Source organism: Sphaerisporangium sp. NPDC049003, assembly GCF_043197795.1.
Taxonomy (GTDB): Bacteria; Actinomycetota; Actinomycetes; order Streptosporangiales; family Streptosporangiaceae; genus Sphaerisporangium.
The window spans coordinates 53,562-72,368 of record NZ_JBICTU010000019.1; the positions used below are offsets into that span (position 1 = coordinate 53,562).

Genomic DNA, 18,807 nt, shown 5'->3' on the forward strand with positions numbered 1-18,807 from the left:
AAAGGCGTCCGGCGCCCTGCCCGTGAAATCGCGGGCGCCCTTTGGGTCCCCGGCCCTAAGGGCGCCGGGAACCGCCCCCGCTCGCGGACGTCAGGCCGTACAGGCAGGCGCTGAGGGTGCGCGCCTGCACGTTCACGTAGTAGCTGTGCCGGAGGAGCTCTCCCAGCTGGTGCAGGGTGAGCCACCGGAAGCCCGGGTGGCCGGGCGCGGGGTCGGTGTCCGTCTCGACGATGAGGTAGCGGTTCCTGGCGTGGTAGAAGCGCCCGCCCTCCTCCGACAGGATGGTGTCGAAGCGGATCCGGTCTCGCGGGGCCCCGAGTACCTCGTCCAGGAGGAGCGGTCTGGCCTCGGGCGGTAGGTGATCGTAGTTCCCCGGCGTGTACTGCACGGTCGGCGCCAGCTCAACGACGTCGGTGTTCCCCGGCTCGACCCGCGCGTTCACCAGGGCGTGGAGCACTCCGCCGATCTTGCGGACCAGGAAGGCGATGACCCCCCTGCCGATGGGCTCGATCATCGGCTGGGTCCAGCGGCCCACCTCGCGCCCGCTCGCTGCGACGCTCACGCCGATGACGTCGAAGAACCTGCCCGTCTCGTGGGAGATCTTCCCGCCGGTCCGGCGCCAGCGCCGCAGCCGGTTGAGCGGGATCCGCTCGGTCTGGATCTCCACCGTGGAACGGATGCCGGTGGTCCAGCTCAGGATCTCCTCGATGCGGTGCCGGCCCCCCTGACCGGGGTCGCACGACCGGATGAGCGAGGCGCGGAACCCGTCGACCCCGCCGGAGCCGAACGTCGCGGCCGTACCCCCGCCGCTGAACGGCAGGCAGGCCAGCACCGTACGGGCGTCCATGTTCACCAGGTCGGGCACGGACAGCAGCTCGTGCACCTGACCCAGGGTCAGCCAGCAGAACCCGTCGGCCGGCTCGATGTCCTCGGCCACCTCCACGACCATGTTCCTGTTGCGCTTGCGGTAGAACCAGGCCCCCTGCTCCGACTGGCGCACGTCGGCCAGCACGCGCCCCGTGGGGTTGCGGAAGTGGTCGAGGTAGGGCACCGGCCTGCCCTGGTGTACCCGCGTGTAGTTGCTCCGGGTGGCCTGCACCGTGGGCGACAGCTGGAGCCCGTTGTGGTTGCCCGGTTCGTTCTTGGCCTGCATGAGCAGGTGCAGGACGCCGTCGAACTCCTTGACCAGGATGCCGAGGATGCCGACCTCCGGCTGGTTGATGATCGGCTGCGTCCACGCCGTCACGGGACTTCCGGGAAAGCGGACGTCCAGTCCCTCGACGGTGAAGAACCCGCCGCTCCTGTGGACGATGTTCCCCGTCGCCGGGTCGTGCCGCCAGCCGTCCAGCTCGTCGAGCGCGAGCCGGTCGACATCCATATATGCGCGTTCCGCTATTTCCGAGAGCCAATGGCGGACGGCCGCGACGTGTGTGAAATGGGCCCCTCCCGAAAGAGCGGACTCGGCGATTCTCACCTGTGCCGGCTGGGCGGAGAGTGTAGGAATGGTGGGCTCCTAACGGGCGGCTCACACACGTGGCTGCCATCCACGCTCAACGGCGAAGATGTCACGCTGTGAGGGGCCCGCTCAACCCCCCTGCCGGGTTCCGGAACCCCTATTCTGACCCTTGCGAGAAAGCAGGGGTTCTCCACGGGTCGACCCCCTAATAGCGTCTGGATCCGACGGAGGTAAGGGCATTGCGAGGCGATCGGGGCATTCATCGCGATGGGAGCCGCGGGTCGGGCGGGCTGGCAGCATGAAAAACTGATCATTAGAGTGGGCGCCATGACCGATCACGCGGAGATCCGGGCAGGCGACCGTGACCGGGACAACGTGGCCGAAACGTTGCGCGTCGCGCTCAGCGAGGGCCGCATCAGCATCGACGAGCTGCACGAAAGGCTCGACCGCACGTACGCGGCTCGCACCTGCGGAGAGCTGGACGTCATCGTGGCCGACCTGCCGCAGGCGGGCGACCTGCCCGCGACGCGCGAGGACGCCTCCGACGTCCTGCGGCTCCACACGCGGGGCAGAAGGAACCTCAGGCAGACCGGGTACTGGGTCGTCCCTCCTCTCATCAGCGCCAAGGTCGCGTGGGGCAAGGTCCGCATCGACTTCACCCAGGCGATCTGCCATCACAGCGAGGTCTCCGTCGAGGTCGAGTGCGGGCTCGGGGACATCGTGCTGCTGGTTCCCCATGGCTGGCGGGTCCGCGCCGACGAGGTCATCACCCGGTCGATGGGCAGCGTCCACAACAAGCCTCACCATCCGCCGGTGCCGGACGCGGTCACGCTGCGGCTCTTCGGCCTGGTGAGGATCGGCGACGTCTGGGTGAGGTACCGCCGCCCACGTGCCTGAACGTGGCACGGGAGAGTCACGGGTGGTGCGCGGGCCGTCCCCGGTCGGCCGACGATCGTCGACACTACCGAAGGAGTCTCTTATGTCATGCCGGGTCTGTTCGGGTCGGCTCAGCGAGTTCGCGGACTTCGGACCTCAGCCCATCTCGGACGCGTTCGTCGAGCCCGGTGACACCCGGGAGGAGTTCTCCTTCCGGCTCGCGGTCGGGATCTGCCAGACGTGCACGATGGTGCAGCTGCTGGAGGAGGTCCCCCGCGAGCGCATGTTCCACGAGGCATACCCCTACCTGTCCTCCGGCTCCGCCGTCATGCGCGAGCACTTCGAGGCACTGGCCAAGACCCTGCTGGCCACGGAGCTAGCGGGGCCCGATCCCTTCGTCGTCGAGCTCGGCTGCAACGACGGCACGATGCTCAGGAGCATCGCCGACGCCGGCGTCCGGCACCTGGGAGTCGAGCCGTCCGGAGGGGTGGCCGACCTGGCCGCGGCCAAGGGGGTGCGGGTGCGCAAGGAGTTCTTCGAGGAGGCCACCGCGCGGCGGATCCGCGACACCGACGGCCCTGCGGACGTCGTCTACGCCGCCAACACCCTGTGCCACATCCCGTACATGGAGTCGATCCTGAGCGGGGTCGACGCGCTGCTGCGGCCGGACGGCGTCTTCGTGTTCGAGGACCCCTACCTCGCGGACATCCTGGAGCGCGCCTCCTTCGACCAGATCTACGACGAGCATTTCTACTTCTTCACCGCCGGGTCCGTACAGCGGATGGCGCGGCGGTCCGGGTTCGAGCTCGTCGACGTCGAGCGGCTGCCCGTGCACGGGGGTGAGGTCCGCTACACGCTCGCGCGCAGGGGCGCGAGGCGGCCCGGCCCGGCGGTGGCCGAACTGCTGGCGGCCGAGGCCTCGGCCGGGATCACCGATCCGGCGACCCTCCGAAGGTTCACCGCCCGCGTCGAGCACATCCGGGACGCCCTCGTGGAACTGCTCACCGGCCTGCGGGACGAGGGGGCCACGGTCGCCGGGTACGGCGCGACCGCCAAGAGCGCCACCGTGCTGAACTACTGCGGCATCGGGCCCGAGCTGGTCCCGTTCGTCTGCGACACCACGCCCGCCAAGCAGGGCAGGCTCACACCCGGGTCGCGCATCCCGGTGCGGAGCCCCGAGGCGTTCTCCGGCCCGTACCCCGACTACGCCCTGCTGTTCGCCTGGAACCACGCGGAAGAGATCATGGCCAAGGAGCGGGCGTTCAGGGAGTCGGGCGGCAGATGGATCCTCTACGTCCCCGAGGTGCACGTTGTCTGACCGGGGCCGCCCGCTCGTCGTGGTCCTCGGAGCCTCGGGCTTCGTGGGCTCCGCTCTGGTCGCGAAGCTCGTCGCGCGCCGCGTGAGGCTGCGCCTCGTGGCACGCCGGCCCTCACCGGTCCCCTGCGACGCGCCGCGGGACGTCGACGTGCGCCGGGCCGACCTCGCCGTGCCCGGCCAGGTGGCGGAGGCCGTCGCGGGCGCCGACGTCGTGATCAACCTGCTCCTGCACGGCGACTGGCGTACGGCCACGAACGGGGGAGCGGTGGAGAAGGTGAACTGCGGCGTCGTGGGCGACATCGTCCAGGCCCTGCGGGCTGAGCGCAGGCCCGGCCCGCCCCCCGTCGTCCTGTTCGCCGGATCGACGTCGCAGGTCGGCCGCCGGGTCCAGGCCCGGATCGACGGAACCGAGCCCGACGACCCCGAGACCCCCTACGACCGGCAGAAGCTGGCCGCGGAGCGCGTCCTTGCGGCGGCCACGGCGCAGGGGGTGGTGCGCGGCGTCACGCTGCGCCTGCCCACGGTGTTCGGCGCGGCTCCGGCCGCCGACCGCGGCGTGGTCGCGGTGATGGCACGCCGCGCCCTGGCGGGCGAGCCGCTCACCATGTGGGGCGACGGCGGCGTTGAGCGCGACCTGCTCTACGTCGGCGACGCCGCCGAGGCGTTCCTCGCGGCGCTCGGCCGGGCGCACGCGCTCGCCGGCCGGCACTGGCTGGTCGGTACGGGCCGGGGCACGAGCGTCCGCCACCTCTTCACCGCCATCGCGGAGATCGCGTCCGCGTACACCGGGGCCGAGCCCGTGCCCGTCATCTCCACTCCACCGCCGGATGGGGCGACTCTCATGGATCCGAAAAGCGTCGTGGCCGACCCTGCCGCCTTCCACAGGCGTACCGGCTGGACGGCGCGCGTGCCGCTCGACGAGGCACTGCGCCGCACGGTCTCCCGCCTGGCGGGGCAGCGCGTATGAAACCGCGAGAGCTGGCGGTGACCGGCGCCTTCGAGTTCGTCCCCGAGACCTATCCCGACGATCGCGGCTTCTTCGTGTCCCCCTACCAGGAGGCGGCCTTCGCCGAGGCGGTCGGGCACCCGCTGTTTCCGGTGGCGCAGGCCAGCCAGAGCACGTCCAGGCGGGGAGTGGTCCGTGGCGTCCACTACACCCTCGCCCCGCCGGGGACGGCGAAGTACGTGTACTGCACCAGGGGCAGGGCACTGGACCTCGTGGTCGACCTCAGGGTGGGGTCGCCGACCTTCGGCCGCTGGGACCAGCTTGAGCTGGCAGGCGACACCTGCCGTTCGGTGTACCTGCCGCCGGGGGTCGGGCACGCCTTCGCCGCGCTGGAGGACGACACGGTGGTGTGCTACCTGCTCTCGCAGGAGTACCAGAGCAGGAACGAGCTGGCCGTGTCGGTCTTCGACGCGGAGATCGGGCTGATCCTTCCGTCCGGAGCCGAGCCGATCCTCTCCGAGCGCGACCTGCTGGCCCCCACGCTGTCCGGGGCCGCCGAGCGCGGCCTGCTTCCCCGGTACGAGGCCTGCCTGGCCGTCGAGAAGGGCTTCCCGAGGTCCTGACTACAGCGTCCTCAGCACCTCGCGCAGCGCGGAGATGACCTTCTCCTGGAGCCCCACCGGCAGGGAGGGGTACATCGGCAGGGAGAAGATCTGGCCGGCCAGCTCCTCGGTCACGGGCAGACTGCCAGGCGCGTGGCCGAGATGCGCGAAACCAGACATGGTGTGGATCGGCCAGGGATAGCTGACGTTGAGATGGATGTCATGGGCGCGCAGCGCCGCGATGATGTCGTCGCGCCGGGGATGCCGCACGACGTACAGGTAGTAGACGTGCTCGTTGCCCTCGGCGACGGAGGGAAGGACGAGCTCGGTGTCGCCGAGGCCCTCGGCGTAGCGCGCCGCCACGGCCCGCCTGCCGGCGATGTACCGGTCGAGCCGGCGGAGCTTGCGGCGCAGGATCTCGGCCTGGACCTCGTCCAGCCGGGAGTTGTGCCCGGGCGTCTCCACCACGTAGTACGTCTGTTCCATGCCGTAGTAGCGGTGCCTGCGCAGGTTGGCGTCCACGGCGTCGTCGGAGGTGATCGTCGCTCCGCCGTCCCCGTAGGCGCCGAGCACCTTGGTCGGGTAGAACGAGAACCCGGCCGCCGCGCCCATCGACCCCGCCACGCGCCCGTGATGGCGGGCGCCGTGCGCCTGCGCGCAGTCCTCAAGGATCACCAGGTCGTGCCGGGCCGCGAGCCGTTCGAGCGGCGCCATGTCCACGCACTGCCCGTACAGGTGGACGGGCAGCAGGCACCGGGTCCTCGGGGTGATCGCGGCCTCGACCTGGGCGACGTCCATGAGGTAGGTGTCCGGGCGCACGTCGGTGAAGACCGGTGTGGCGCCCACCCCGTCGACGGCGACCACCGTCGGCGCCGCGGTGTTGGACACGGTGATCACCTCGTCGCCCCTGCCGACGCCCAGGGCCTGCAGGCCGAGCTTGATGGCGTTGGTGCCGTTGTCGACGCCCGCGCAGTGACGCACCCCGTGGTAGGCCGCGAACTCCCGCTCGAAGGAGCGGACGCTCTCGCCGAGGACGAGCTGCCCGGAACGGAACACGGTCTCCACGGCGTCGGCGATGTCCTCGCGCTCGGCGTCGTATTCCGCCAGGTAGTCCCAGACACGGGTGGGCATCGGCGTCCTCCTCGGATTCGGGCCCAGCGTAATCACGCCCCTCCGAATAGGGGAACCCCTATGAGGAGGGGTGGTTGAGGGGGGGTGACAGGGGGGATTAGGGGGTGCCGTGATTCGGGGAACCCTTATTAGGTTGCGAGTAGCGCATACCCGCGTAATCTGCCGGAGAGATTTCCACATGACGCGACACTATCTTTTCATGTGTCATCCCGATCATGGTCATGTAATACCGAATCTGGCCGTGGTCGCCGAATTGGTTCGCAGAGGAAACCGGGTCACCTACCTGACCGCGCAGAGCATGGCGGCCATCGTGGAAAAGACCGGTGCCACCGTCCTGTGTTATGACTCGAAATACCGCAAGGCGAACTTCCTGGATCTCGCCGACGACCCGCTTTATCTGCTGTCACTGTTGCTGGACGAGAGCCAGGCGATGCTGGAAGCCCTCGACGAGCAGATGCGCGACCGGCCCGACATGATCGTGTACGACACCTCCATCCTCTACGCCGGGCGTGTCCTCGCCAGGAAATGGGGGCGCCCGGCGGCGCAGCTCATCCCCTTCTTCGCGTCGAACGCCCACTTCTCCTATCTCAACGCCGTCTACAACCCCGGTGGCGAGGGGCCCACGCTGACCCGGTGGGTGGACGACATGCTCGCCAGGATCGGCGCGATGGCCCGCTCCCACGGGGTCGACGTCCCGGCCGCGGAACTGTGGTGGGAGGTCCAGGACTTCAGCCTGGTGACCATTCCCCGGGCGTTCCAGTTCGCCGGGGACACCTTCGACGAGCGGTTCTCCTTCGTCGGCCCCTGCCTCGGAGAACGGAGCTTCCTCGGAGGGTGGGAACCCCCGGGCGACGGGCTCCCGGTCGCCCTGGTCTCCTTCGGGGCGGTATTCAACGAGCACCCCGGGTTCTTCCGCACCTGCGTCGCGGCCTTCGGCGACATCCCCTTGCACGTGGTCATGACCGTGGCGGAGGGCATGGATCCCGCCGATCTCGGCCCGCTGCCCTCCAACATCGAGGTACACCGCTGGGTGCCGCACCTGAGCGTGCTGCGTCACGCGTCCGTGGCGGTCACGCACGGCGGCATGGGCACGGTGATGGAGGCCCTGCACTCGGGCTGCCCGATGGTCGTCGTCCCGACCTCCGGCCTCGACTGGCCGGCCGCGAGGCGCATAGAGGAACTGGGTCTCGGCCGGGTCCTGCCTCCCGCCGACGTCACCGCGGAGCGGCTGCGCGACGCCGTGCTCGGCGTCGCGGCCGACCAGGACGTACGGCGCGCCACGAGCGCGATGCGACAGGATGTCCGGGCGGCGGGTGGCGCCGTCCGCGCCGCGGAGGAGATCGAGCAGTACCTGACGCGGACCGGCTGATGGGCGGGGCGCTCGAATTCCGCGTCCTTGGACCGCTCAGGGTGTTCAAGGACGGTGCTGAGCTGCAGATCTGCGCGAACCGGGAGCTGGCGATCCTGGCGAGCCTGGTCCTGAACGCCAACCGGGTCGTCAGCGTGGACCGGCTGATCGAGACGGTGTGGGCCGGCTCCGCGCCGCGGAGCGCCTGGAGGCAGATCGCCATCTGCGTGTCGCGGCTGCGCCGCACGCTGGGCGCCGGCGCCATCGAGACGTCCAGCCCCGGTTACCTGCTGCGGGCGGGCGCCGACACCATCGACTGGCTCCAGTTCAGGGCGCTGGTGGCGCGGGCACGCGTCGAGGAGGCGGGCAGGGACAAGGAGGACACCGTACACCTGCTGCGCCAGGCTCTCGCGCTGTGGCGGGGAAACCCCTTCGAGGACCTCCGGGGCCTGCGCTACGACGTGGCGCGCATGGAGGAGTCACGCCTGGAGGCCATGGAGGCGTGCCTGGAGCTGGAGATCGAGCTCGGGCACCACCACGAGGTGATCCCGGAGCTGCTGGCGCTGGTGGCGGAGTGCCCGTTCCGCGAGCGGGTGCGGGCCCAGCTGATGCTCGCGCAGTACCGGGCGGGACGCCGGGCCGAGGCGTTGCGCGCCTACCAGGAGACGCGCAGGTACCTGCTGGAGCAGATCGGCCTCGAACCGGGCCCGGCGCTGCGGCGGCTCCACGACCAGATCCTCAGGGACGAGTCCGCGCTCATGCGGCCCCCCGCCCACAGGCCCGCCGCCGCAGGCCCGGTCGTCCCCTGCCAGCTTCCTCCGCAGGTCCTGCCGTTCGTGGGCAGGGACGAGGAGACGATCGCGCTGGACCTGGCGATGCGGCCGGATCCCGGGGTGGCGGTGCCCGGCACGATGGTCGTGAGCGGCCCGGCCGGCGTCGGGAAGACCGCGCTGGTACTGCGGTGGGCGCACAACCGCATCGACTGGTTCCCCGACGGCCAGCTCTTCGCCGACATGGGCGGCGACGGCGAGGGCCCGGCACAGGACCCGGACGCGGTCGTCGACCGGTTCCTGCGGGCGCTCGGCGTGCCGGCCCACGAGATCCCCCTGGACCGGGCCGAGAAGCTGGCCCTCTACCGAAGCTGGACGGCGCGCAGGCGGCTGCTCGTGGTGCTGGACAACGCCAGGGACAGCGAGCAGGTGCGGCCCCTGCTGCCCGGCGGCGCGCACTGCCGGGTGGTCGTCACCAGCGCCGACCCCCTCGACGAGCTCGTGGCCAGGCAGGGGGCGCACCGCGAGTTCGTCCGCCCCCTGGCGGCCGAGGTGGCGAGGGAACTGGCGGACCTGCTCGTCGGCACGTCGTACGCCCCGTTCCGGGCGCAGTCGGTGACGGACCTCGTCGCCACCTCCTCGGGGAACCCCCTGTCCCTGCGTCTCGGCGCCGCCCGGATGTGCTCACGGGCGGGGCCCCGTCACGACCTGGCCAGGATCGCGGCCAGCGCCCCCGCGAGCGCCTCCTGCGACGCCTCCCCGCCGGGCGACCGCCAGCCGACGTGACCGTCCGGGCGGATCAGCACGGCGCCGGTCGCTCCCACGCCGTACTCCTCCGCCCAGGTGGGCGAGGTGAGCGGGGTGGAGCCGTCGGGGGAGATCTCCACGGCGGTGAGCGCGACGCCGTACCGGTGCGCCGCCTCCTTGGCGGGCTGGAGCCACCCGCCGCCCGCCGGGGTCATGAGGGTGAAGGACGCTCCGAGCAGGTCGAGCGTCGAAACCCGGCCCGAGTGCCCCGACAGCCACACGTGCGGAGCGCGGTGACCTGGGCGGGCCACCGGGACGTAGGTCCGGTACGGATCGTCCGGCGCGGGCTCCGGCGTGCCGTCGGGGACCACGGCGTCCGAGGAGTAGTGGAAGCCGAGGATCAGCCCCTCGGAGCTGCGGCGGCCGGCCTGCTGCTCGATGGACTCCCGCATGGACAGCTTCCCCTGCATCATGCGGAACGTGATGAGGGCGTTGACCAGGCTCTCCTCGACCGTCCGGGCGGCGATCGGACGGCGCTCGGCCTCGTAGGTGGCGAGCAGCTCCTCCCCGGCGGTCCCGCGCAGGACGGCGGCCAGCTTCCAGGCGAGGTTGTGCGCGTCCTGGATGCCGCAGTTCATGCCGAACCCGCCCTGCGGGGTCGCCACGTGCGCGGCGTCGCCGGCCAGGAAGACCGGGCCCTCGCGGAACCCGGTCGCGACCACGGCCTGCTGGAGCCACGGCATGACGCCCAGGATGCGGACGGGCAGGTCGGGGATGCCGACCGCCGACCGGACGGCCGCCAGGCACACCTCCTCGGTGAAGTCGTCCGCGCTCCCGCCCTCGGCCGGGTCGTACCCGGTCTGGAGCATCCACCGGCGCCGGTTGTCCACCGCCTCGACCGCGCAGGGCGGGTCGCTGCGCAGGAAGGACAGCGCGGCCCTGCGGTCGGCGGGCAGGCCGCCGAGATCGGCGTCGAACATGACGCTGACCATGTGGCCCATCGGGGGAGGTCCCTCGACCCCGATGCCCAGCCCGTCCCTGATGGTGCTGCGGCTGCCGTCCGCGGCCACGAGATACCGCGCGCGTACGAGCGTGCGGGAACCCTCCGACTCGACGACCGCCTCCACGCCGCTCGGGGTGGTGCGCGTCTCGGTCATGGCGGTCGCGAACCGGACGTGTGCCACCGGCCGCTCCTCGGCGTGCCTGCGGAGGATCACCTCAAGCAGGTCCTGGGAGCACAGGCAGGTGTAGGTCGGGCTCTGCGGGGCGTCCTCCTGGATGGCCGCGGCGGCCCGGAGGAAGTCGCCGGCCGCCAGGGACGTGCCGACGCCCACCGCCAGGACGCCCTCGCGGGGCATCCCGGTGCGCTCCACCTCCTCCTGGATTCCCCAGGCGCGAAAGAGCTCCATGGTCCTGGTGGAAATGAGGCGCGCCTTGGGGAAAATCGACGTTCCCGGATGCTTCTCGACGAGGAGTGAGGATATTCCGTGCCGAGAGAGCTCAATGGACGCGGACAGGCCTACCGGGCCGCCGCCGACGATCAGAACTTCGACATCGAGCGTATCCATGACGTCAGGTTCGTATATGCCGTTATCTCCGTCAATGCAGGGATAACTCCATGATGTAGGCGTGATATCTCGCCCTAGTAGCTTTCGAGCAGATCCCCAATTGTTTGATTTGTCGGCAAACCCCTGGAGGCGATGATGCTCTTTGCCAAAGGCTCCGTGGCCCTGGTGACGGGCGGGTCGCGCGGCATCGGCCGGGCCGTCGCGATCGACCTGGCCAGGGAGGGCGCTCACGTCATAGTCAACTACGGCCGCTCCGAGCAGGACGCCAAGGACGTGGTGGCCCAGATCGAGAGCGAGGGCGGCGGCGCCACGGCCGTACAGGCGGACGTCACCGACGAGGACGCCGTGCGGCGGATGTTCCGCGGGGTGCGCTCCGACCACGGCCGGCTGGACGTGCTGGTGACCAACGCCGGCATCACCCTCGACCGCTACCTCATCGCCATGAACCTGGACCAGTTCCGCGAGCCGATGGACATCAACGTCACCGGCACGTTCCTGAGCTGCCGGGAGGGCCTGCGGCTCATGCAGCACCAGCGCAGCGGGTCGATCGTGACGATCTCGTCGAGCAGCGGGCTCGACGGAGGTTTCCCCGGCCAGACGAACTACGTGGCGTCGAAGGGCGCGATCATCGCCTTCACCCGGGCGCTGTCGAACGAGGCCGCCCCCCACGGGGTGCGCGCCAACGTCGTGGCCCCGGGCTTCGTCTCCACCGACATGACACGCAAGGTGCCCACCGAGATCAGGAAGCAGTACGAGTCCCGCATCCGGCTGGGCCGCATCGGGCGGCCCGAGGAGATCGCGTCCATCGTGAGCTTCCTCGCCTCGGACAAGGCGTCGTACATATCCGGCGCGGTGGTGGTCGCCCACGGCGGTGGCCTTGCCTGAGCACCTCCCGGCCACCGGACCGTGCCGGCCCGCGAGCCCGACCAGCACCACCAGCCTGCCCCGATGCCCAAGGAGGATGGATGACCATCGATGAGCTCCGTGCGAAGGCCGCCGAGCGTCAGCAGACCTGCGCCCAGATCAAGAAGATGATCGTGTCCCGGCTCGACCTGGAGATCCAGCCTGAGTGGATCACCGACGACCAGCCGCTCTTCGGGCGCGGCCTCGAACTGGACAGCCTCGATGTCCTGGAGCTCTACGTCGCCATCGAGGCGGAGTTCGGCGTGGCGCTCTACGACAGCGAGATGGCCGTCTTCGGCTCGGTGTCCCGGCTCGCGGACGAGGTCAATCCCGCGCTTCGGGCATCGGCATGACGCTCGACGTGGCGGCCGAGGTCGTGGCCGGCCCCTCGACCGGCCCCTCGACCGCCACGGCGGCCACGGGCACCGCGGCGGGCACGGCGGCGCCCGTCATCTCGGGGCTGACGAACGACCAGATCCGCGAGGTGCTCCCGCACCGCTGGCCGATGCTCCTGCTCGACCGCGTGGGCAAGGTGGAGCCGGGAGTGAAGGGCACGGCGACCAAGAACGTCGCTGGGACCGAGCTGTGGTTCCAGGGCCACTTCCCGAGCGAGGCCGTGCTGCCCGGCGTGGTCATCGTCGAGGCGATGGCCCAGCTCGCCGGGGTGGTCTTCGCCCTCGCGGGCGCGAGCAGGATCAGCTATCTGGCCGGGGTCAGGTCGATGCGGTTCCGCCGGCCGGTGGTCCCGGGCGACCAGCTCGTCCTGTCCGCCGAGCGCACCGGAGGCGGCGGAGGCTTCGCCGAGTACCGGGTGTCGGCGCGGGTGGACGGCCACGTCGCCGCCGAAGGAAACCTCACGATCGCCGACCCCGCCGGCAACGTCTCCGTACGAAAGGTGTAACCATGGCTACCGTCCTCGCGAACCTGCATCCGGAGGACACCGTTTACGGTCAGGTGGGCGACTCCTCCGTCCCGCTGCGCTACTCCGCGGTCTCCGACGAGTACAAGGTGCTGAGGGAGCGCGCCGCCGTGCTCGACCTGAGCGGCCACAGCCTCATCGAGGTCACCGGTGACGGCGCCGTCGACTTCGCTCAGCGGGTGATCGCCCGCGACGTCGAGTACCTCACCTCCGAGCGCTGCATGATGAGCCTCGTCCTCGACGAGTCTGGGCAGGTCGTCGACCAGGTGCTGGCCTTCGGCCGGGAGAACGGCATGCTGCTGGAGAGCTCCTGCGGCGCCGGCACGCGCCTGCTCGCGCACCTGAGGGAGCACAACGACGAGGGCGTCGAGATCACCGACCGCTCCGGGGAGCTGACGGTCCTCGGCCTTGAGGGGCCGTACGCCTGGGGCGTGGTCGGCCGGCTGATCGACGGCGAGCTGGCCTCGCTGCCGTTCGAGTCCGTCGTGGACACGACGTGGGGCGACACCGAGATCATCTTCGCGCGGACCGGGTTCACCGGCGAGTACGGCTACCAGATGATCGTCCCCCGGGACGCCGCCCCCGAGCTGTGGAGGCAGGCCGTCGAGCACGCCGGGGCGGCGGGGCAGGAGGCCCTGGAGCTGGCGATGCTGGAGGTCCGCCAGCCGATACCGCGCCACGAGGCCACCGAAGGGACCTCGGTGATCGAGATCGGCGCCAACTGGCTCGTCGACGTCACCAAGGACGAGTTCATCGGCAAGGACGCGGTGCTCAAGGCGCTGGAGTCCGGCCAGGGACGCCGCACCGTCGGCTTCAGCGGCGGCGCGTCCATCCCCCAGCCGGGGACCAGGGTGCTGGCCGGCGGGCAGGACGTCGGCGAGGTGGTACACGCGGTGCACAGCGTCGGCCTCGGCACGACGCTCGGCCTCGCGCGGGTCGACGCCGACCTCGCCGCCGCGGGACTGGAGTTCACCGTGGACGACGCGGAGGTCACCACGCTGACCAGCCCCTACATCGTGCCCAAGAGCTGGAGCATCCCGATCATCTGATCCGCGTCGATCGTCTGATGAGGAGACAAGCATGGCGCTGCGGCCCGTCGTCGTCACCGGCCTGGGAGTCATCTGTGCCATCGGCCGCGATCCCGCGGACTTCTGGCAGCGGCTCACCTCGGGCCAGGGTGGCCTCACCCCGGTCGAGGACGAGACCTTCGCGGTGTTCGAGGCACGGCACGCGGGCCAGGTTCCCGACGAGTGGATCACCGGGCAGTTGCCGGACTCCGACGCCGGCCTGGACCGCACCGCCCAGCTTGCCCTCGTCGCGGCACGCCAGGCGGTCGAGCAGGCGGGGCTGACGTACGACGACCTCGATCCCGACCGGTTCGGGATCATTCTCGGCAAGTGCCAGGCGACTCCCGACGCGGCCGGGCGCTACCAGCCCATGCACCGCACCGAGGACGTGGTCGCCGGGCGGCTGGGCATGCGTGGGCCACGCATCCTGGTGTCGACCGCGTGCGCGGCCGGCGGCAACGCCGTCGGCCTCGCCAAGGACAAGATCCTCACCGGCGAGGCCGACGTGGTCCTCGCGGGCGGGGTGGATCCTCTGCTCTTCGGAACCTACGCGGGGTTCGCCGGGCTGAAGGCCCTCAGCACCGGCCCCTGCCGCCCGTACAGCCACTCCGACGGGCTCAACCTCGGCGAGGGCGCGGCGTTCCTGCTGCTGGAGCCGCTCGACCGGGCGCTCGCGCGAGGGGCCACGCCCCTGGCCGAGGTCGCGGGGTACGGCCTGTCCGCGGACGCCTACCACGCGACCGCGCCGGACCCCACCGGGCGGGGCGGGGCGAGCGCCATGCGGCGCGCGCTCGCCGACGCCGGGCTGACCCCGGACGACGTCCACTACGTCAGCGGCCACGGCACCGGGACCCCGGCCAACGACTCGATGGAAGCCAAGGTCATGCGAGTGGTCTTCGGCGAGCGGGCGGGCCGGGTGCCCACCAGCAGCATCAAGTCGTTCGTCGGGCACACCCTGGGCGCCGCGGGCGCGGTGGAGGCGGTCGCGAGCGTGCTGGCGCTGCGGCACGGCACCGCGCCGCCCACCATCGGCTTCGCCGAGGACGCCGTGCCCGGTGACCTGGACTTCGTGCCCAACGTGGCCAGGCGGATGCCCATCGACACCGTCGTGTCCAACAACTACGCGTTCGGCGGCAACAACGTCGCGCTCGTGCTCACGACGCCGAGGGGCGAGCGTGACCACGACGAGCTGCCCCGCCGTGAGGCCGTGATCACCGGCCTCGGGCCCGTCAGCGGTCTCGGCGTCGGCGTCGCCGAGGTGACCGAGGCGGTCGTCGCGGGCCGCCAGGCCCTCGGGCTGTCTCCCTCCTTGGACGGCAGGACGTTCGCGCCGCGCTCGCTGTGGCGGCACATGAACCACCTGTCCCGGATGGCGATCGCCGCGTCCCGGCTCGCCTGGGAGGACGCGGAGCTCAAGCTGCCCAGGAAGGACCTGGACAACGTCGGGCTGGTGTTCGCGACCGGCGCCGGGTCGGCCGAGAGCACCGGCGGCTTCGACGAGAGCATCGCCGCCGACCCCAACAAGCCGGCCGTGCTGAGCTTCTCCAACGTCGTGCTCAACGCCACCGGCGGCGCGGTCTGCCAGACCCTCGGGCTGCGCGGGCCGACCACCACGATCTGCAACGGCGGCGCGTCGGCCTCGATCGCCCTGGACTGCGCCCTCGAAATGATCAGAGCGGGCAAGGCGGACGTGGTGCTCGTGGTCGCGGCCGACGAGACGGTCGCGGCCGTCCCCGAGGACGCCACGGTCTCCCCGTACGACAGCGGGCACTCCGGCACGGTGCCCGGGTCGGCGTCCGTCGCCTTCGTGGTGGAGGCGGCGGAGCACTGCGCGGCGCGCGGCGGGCGGGCCTACGCACGCGTCCTCGGCACCAGCCACGCGGGCGCCGGAGGGGACGACGGGCGCGAGCCCATCGCGCGCGGTCTCACCCGCATCCCGGGGGCCCGCCCCGGCCTGGTGGTCGGCGCGGGCACCGGCGGGTCGTACGACGCGGAGGAGGCCGCCGCGGTGCTGGAGGCCGCGCCCGGAGCCGTCCTGACCACCTCGTCCGGGCACACCGGCGACTGCCAGGCCGCGACCGGGGCGATGAACATCGCCCTGGCGGCGCTGGCGATCCGCGACGGGATCGCGCCCGCCCTCACCGGGCTGGCGTCCCCGCACGTGGGCGACCTCGACTCCTACGTCACCAAGCCGAACCTGCCCGATCCCGTCGGCCAGGCCCTGGTGCTCACCGCGGCGCCCGGCTCCGTACACGGCGCCGTCCTGCTGGGGGCCCCATGACCGGACCGAGCGAGGCCGCCGGCGCGGCGGGCCTCATGACCGGCACGCCCTTCGACGTGACGGAGACCGACCGGCTGCTGACCACCACCCGGTCCGTGCGGCGCAGGCTCGACCTCGACCGGCCGGTGCCCCGCGAGGTCGTGGAGGAGGCGCTGGAGGTCGCCGTCCAGGCCCCGACCGCCAACAACCACCAGAACTGGCGCTGGCTGGTGGTCGGCGATCCCGGCGTCAAGGAGAAGATCGCCGAGCTGATCCTGACGTCCTGGCAGTTCCACAGGAACGACATGTGGACCAACGCCGGCAGACGCAGGAACAACAGCCAGGCGCGCAGGAACTACGAGTCCGCCGAGGCGCTCGTCGACACGATCGCGCGGGTGCCCGTCCTGGTCATCCCGTGCGTCCTCGGCCGGCCGCCGGACGTCGCGGCCATCAACGCCGCGTGGGACGACCGGATGTCGGGCAAGGCCGCCGACGACCCCGGGCACCTGGTGCAGCACGGCTGGATGCGGGCGAGCATCTTCTACGGCTCGATCTTCCCGGCCGTCTGGTCGTTCCAGCTCGCGCTGCGCAGCCGGGGTCTCGGCAGCACGATCACCTGCATGCACGTCCCCCACGAGCGGCAGGTGGGCGAGCTGCTCGGGATCCCGACCGGGGTCACGCAGGTCTGCATGATCCCGGTCGCTTACACGGTGGGCACGGAGTTCCGCCCGGCCGATCGATACAGCGCCAAGGAACGCACGTACTGGGAGAGGTGGGAGGCATGACCGTCGACTACGCCGACGTCGTCATCGTCGGAGGTGGCATCTCGGGCGCGTCGGCGGCCTGCAGGCTGGCCGCCGGCGGGCTGTCGGTCGTGCTGCTGGAGAAGCAGGAGACCTACAAGGACCTGGTGCGCGGGGAGTGGCTCGCCCCCTGGGGCATCCGCGAGGCCCAGCGGCTCGGGGTCTACGACTGCTTCTCGGCCGGTGGCGGCTGGGAGATCCGCGAGTGGATGACCTGGGACGAGGCCGTCTCCGGCGAGGAGGTGGAGGCGGTCGACATGACCCGCTTCATCCCCGGCATCGGAGGGCCGCTGTCGTTCCCGCACCACGCCGTCTGCGAGCTGATGGCCGCGCAGGCGGTGGACAGCGGGGCCCGGCTGGTGATGGACGCGGCCCGCATCGGCGTCACCGCCGGCGCCGAACCGGTCGTGACCTACCAGACCCCCGAGGGCGAGCACGAGATCCGGGCCAGGATGGTGCTCGGCGCCACCGGGCGCGGCTGCACCGTCGGCCGTCAGATCGGCATCACGATGCGCAACTCCATGCACCACTGGGGCGGCGGCATGATGGTCGAGGGCATGGACGGCTGGCCCGCCGACGTGCAGGCCATGGGCACCTCGGGCGACGTCATGTTCATGGTCTTCCCCCAGGGGTACGGCCGGGCGCGCCTCTACCTCAACTTCCCCACGGTGAACAAGCACCGGTATCGCGGGCCCGGCGGCGTGGAGCGCTTCCTCGCCGCCTTCGAGCTCGAATGCCTGCCCGACCGGGGCAAGGCGGTGACCGAGGCCATCCCCGCGGGGCCGCTCTCGGTGTGGCCGTCGGTGTCCAGCGTTCCCGAAGGGCCCCCGCTGAGGGAGGGCGTGGTGCTGATCGGCGACGAGGCCGGCAACGCCGACACGGTGCTCGGCACCGGGCTGTCGTGCGCCATGCGGGACTCAAGGACCGTCTGCGACATCCTCCTCGGCGGCGACGACTGGTCGCCGGAGGCGTTCACCCCCTATCTGGAGGAGCGGGCGTTCCGCCTGGAGCGCCTGGACTTCGGCGCGTCCATCATCAGCAGGCTGCACGTGGAGTTCGGCGAGGCCGCCGTCGAGCGACGGCGCCGGGTGCGCCGGCTCATGGCGAAGAACTTCGCCGCGCAGGTGACCGGGCTGCTCAACATGGTCGCCCCCGAGGACGTACCCGAGTTTGGCTTCAGCGAGTTCTTCGCTGAGCGGCTGTTCAGGGAGACGGCATGAATGAGAAGAAGACGGCGCGGGTCAACGACGTCGACATCGCCTACGTCGACGAGGGCGAGGGCGACCCGGTCGTCCTGCTCCACGGCTTTCCCGACTCCTCGTATCTGTGGAGGAACCAGATCCCGGCGCTGGTCGAGGGCGGCTTCCGGGTCATCGCGCCGGACCTGCGGGGCTTCGGCGACTCCAGCAAACCGCAGGAGATCGAGGCCTACGGGATGCAGACCATACTCAACGACGTCGTCGCGCTGACCCTCAAGCTCGGCATCCGCAAACCGCACATCGTCGGTCACGACTGGGGGGCGGCCATCGCGTGGATGTACGCCTTCCTGATGCCCCGCAGGGTCGACCACCTGGCCGTGCTGTCGGTCGGGCACCCCGGCGTCTTCGCCAACCCGTCGATCGAGCAGCGGGCCGCCTCCTGGTACATGCTCTTCTACCAGTTCCCCGGCGTCAGCGAGGAACTGCTGCGCCGCAACGGGTGGCGGCTGTTCAAGGAGATCATGGGCAGGGACGGCGACTACGACCGCTACCTGCGCGACCTGGCCAGGCCGGGCGCCCTGACCGCGGGGCTGAACTGGTACCGGGCCAACCGGTCGCCCGAGGCCGAGCTGCGGCCCGCGCGGCCGTTCCCGCCGGTGCTGTCTCCGACGCTCGGCATCTGGTCCGCAGGGGACAAGGCCCTGCTCGAAGAGGGCATGTCGGCGTCCGGCAAGTACGTCAAGGGACCGTGGCGCTACGAGCGCATCGAGGACGCAGGCCACTGGATCCCGCTCGACGCACCCGACCAGGTGAACAAGCTGCTCCTCGGCTTCCTCGGCACCGAGCGGGCCGCCACCGAGGAAAGGCGCCCTCGGCGACGGCTGTAGGCGGAAA

The 18,807-nt window shown here is 71.1% G+C and carries 17 protein-coding genes; 14 read left to right on the forward strand and 3 right to left on the reverse strand.

Annotated features, from left to right (window positions below; translation table 11 throughout):
* Positions 1 to 55: 55 nt before the first annotated feature.
* Positions 56 to 1,474, reverse strand: a complete 1,419-nt coding sequence (locus ACGFIV_RS21450; RefSeq protein WP_358546644.1) for an NDP-hexose 2,3-dehydratase family protein — start codon at positions 1,472 to 1,474, stop codon at positions 56 to 58.
* A gap of 309 nt (positions 1,475 to 1,783) precedes the next feature.
* Between ACGFIV_RS21450 and ACGFIV_RS21455 the strand changes: the two genes are divergently transcribed.
* The 4 genes from ACGFIV_RS21455 to ACGFIV_RS21470 all read left to right on the forward strand — a co-directional run bounded on the left by ACGFIV_RS21455 (position 1,784) and on the right by ACGFIV_RS21470 (position 5,219).
* On the forward strand, positions 1,784 to 2,353 hold the full coding sequence (locus ACGFIV_RS21455; protein ID WP_392837147.1) for a DUF1707 domain-containing protein: 570 nt from the start codon (positions 1,784 to 1,786) through the stop codon (positions 2,351 to 2,353).
* 82 nt (positions 2,354 to 2,435) lie between these two features.
* Complete coding sequence (locus ACGFIV_RS21460; RefSeq protein ID WP_392837150.1) at positions 2,436 to 3,650, forward strand: methyltransferase domain-containing protein; 1,215 nt, start codon at positions 2,436 to 2,438, stop codon at positions 3,648 to 3,650.
* Positions 3,643 to 4,617 carry an NAD-dependent epimerase/dehydratase family protein gene (locus ACGFIV_RS21465; protein WP_392837153.1) on the forward strand — a complete coding sequence of 325 codons (975 nt, stop codon included), beginning with the start codon at positions 3,643 to 3,645 and terminating at the stop codon, positions 4,615 to 4,617. The genes ACGFIV_RS21460 and ACGFIV_RS21465 overlap by 8 nt, the downstream gene beginning before the upstream one ends.
* A complete protein-coding gene (locus ACGFIV_RS21470; RefSeq protein ID WP_392837156.1) occupies positions 4,614 to 5,219 on the forward strand; it encodes a dTDP-4-dehydrorhamnose 3,5-epimerase family protein in 606 nt (201 codons plus the stop codon). The genes ACGFIV_RS21465 and ACGFIV_RS21470 overlap by 4 nt, the downstream gene beginning before the upstream one ends.
* On the opposite strand, the gene ACGFIV_RS21475 is transcribed toward ACGFIV_RS21470, so the two are convergent.
* Positions 5,220 to 6,329: a DegT/DnrJ/EryC1/StrS family aminotransferase gene (locus ACGFIV_RS21475; protein WP_358546630.1), complete on the reverse strand. Its 1,110-nt coding sequence runs from the start codon at positions 6,327 to 6,329 to the stop codon at positions 5,220 to 5,222. It abuts the gene before it with no gap.
* Between the two features lie 199 nt (positions 6,330 to 6,528).
* Here ACGFIV_RS21475 and ACGFIV_RS21480 point away from each other — a divergent pair, with 199 nt between their 5' ends.
* Positions 6,529 to 7,698 carry a macrolide family glycosyltransferase gene (locus ACGFIV_RS21480; protein ID WP_392837160.1) on the forward strand — a complete coding sequence of 390 codons (1,170 nt, stop codon included), beginning with the start codon at positions 6,529 to 6,531 and terminating at the stop codon, positions 7,696 to 7,698.
* The gene (locus ACGFIV_RS21485) at positions 7,698 to 9,233 is read left to right on the forward strand and encodes a BTAD domain-containing putative transcriptional regulator (protein ID WP_358546625.1); all 1,536 of its coding nucleotides are present in this window, start codon (positions 7,698 to 7,700) and stop codon (positions 9,231 to 9,233) included. Before ACGFIV_RS21480 ends, ACGFIV_RS21485 begins: the two co-directional genes overlap by 1 nt.
* Here the strand turns inward: ACGFIV_RS21485 and ACGFIV_RS21490 are convergent.
* Positions 9,149 to 10,762: an FAD-dependent monooxygenase gene (locus tag ACGFIV_RS21490; protein WP_358546622.1), complete on the reverse strand. Its 1,614-nt coding sequence runs from the start codon at positions 10,760 to 10,762 to the stop codon at positions 9,149 to 9,151. The two genes, ACGFIV_RS21485 and ACGFIV_RS21490, sit on opposite strands and share 85 nt — an antisense overlap.
* Before the next feature lie 135 nt (positions 10,763 to 10,897).
* Here ACGFIV_RS21490 and ACGFIV_RS21495 point away from each other — a divergent pair, with 135 nt between their 5' ends.
* From ACGFIV_RS21495 to ACGFIV_RS21530, 8 genes are all read left to right on the forward strand, one after another.
* On the forward strand, positions 10,898 to 11,647 hold the full coding sequence (locus ACGFIV_RS21495) for a 3-oxoacyl-ACP reductase family protein (protein ID WP_358546619.1): 750 nt from the start codon (positions 10,898 to 10,900) through the stop codon (positions 11,645 to 11,647).
* 80 nt (positions 11,648 to 11,727) lie between these two features.
* Complete coding sequence (locus ACGFIV_RS21500; protein WP_358546617.1) at positions 11,728 to 12,018, forward strand: phosphopantetheine-binding protein; 291 nt, start codon at positions 11,728 to 11,730, stop codon at positions 12,016 to 12,018.
* On the forward strand, positions 12,015 to 12,566 hold the full coding sequence (fabZ, locus tag ACGFIV_RS21505; protein WP_358546614.1) for a 3-hydroxyacyl-ACP dehydratase FabZ: 552 nt from the start codon (positions 12,015 to 12,017) through the stop codon (positions 12,564 to 12,566). The genes ACGFIV_RS21500 and fabZ overlap by 4 nt, the downstream gene beginning before the upstream one ends.
* Positions 12,567 to 12,568: 2 nt before the next feature.
* Positions 12,569 to 13,633, forward strand: coding sequence for a glycine cleavage T C-terminal barrel domain-containing protein (locus ACGFIV_RS21510; protein WP_358546611.1), 1,065 nt, complete (start codon positions 12,569 to 12,571; stop codon positions 13,631 to 13,633).
* Positions 13,634 to 13,664: 31 nt separating this feature from the next.
* Positions 13,665 to 15,932, forward strand: a complete 2,268-nt coding sequence (locus ACGFIV_RS21515) for a beta-ketoacyl-[acyl-carrier-protein] synthase family protein (protein ID WP_358546609.1) — start codon at positions 13,665 to 13,667, stop codon at positions 15,930 to 15,932.
* Positions 15,929 to 16,696, forward strand: a complete 768-nt coding sequence (locus ACGFIV_RS21520; RefSeq protein WP_358546607.1) for a nitroreductase family protein — start codon at positions 15,929 to 15,931, stop codon at positions 16,694 to 16,696. The genes ACGFIV_RS21515 and ACGFIV_RS21520 overlap by 4 nt, the downstream gene beginning before the upstream one ends.
* Positions 16,693 to 17,934 (forward strand): FAD-dependent oxidoreductase, encoded by a 1,242-nt coding sequence (locus ACGFIV_RS21525; RefSeq protein WP_358546604.1) that lies wholly within the window; start codon positions 16,693 to 16,695, stop codon positions 17,932 to 17,934. Before ACGFIV_RS21520 ends, ACGFIV_RS21525 begins: the two co-directional genes overlap by 4 nt.
* Entirely contained in the window at positions 17,931 to 18,800 is an 870-nt protein-coding gene (locus tag ACGFIV_RS21530) for an alpha/beta hydrolase (RefSeq protein ID WP_358546602.1), read from the forward strand. Before ACGFIV_RS21525 ends, ACGFIV_RS21530 begins: the two co-directional genes overlap by 4 nt.
* Positions 18,801 to 18,807 lie beyond the last annotated feature (7 nt).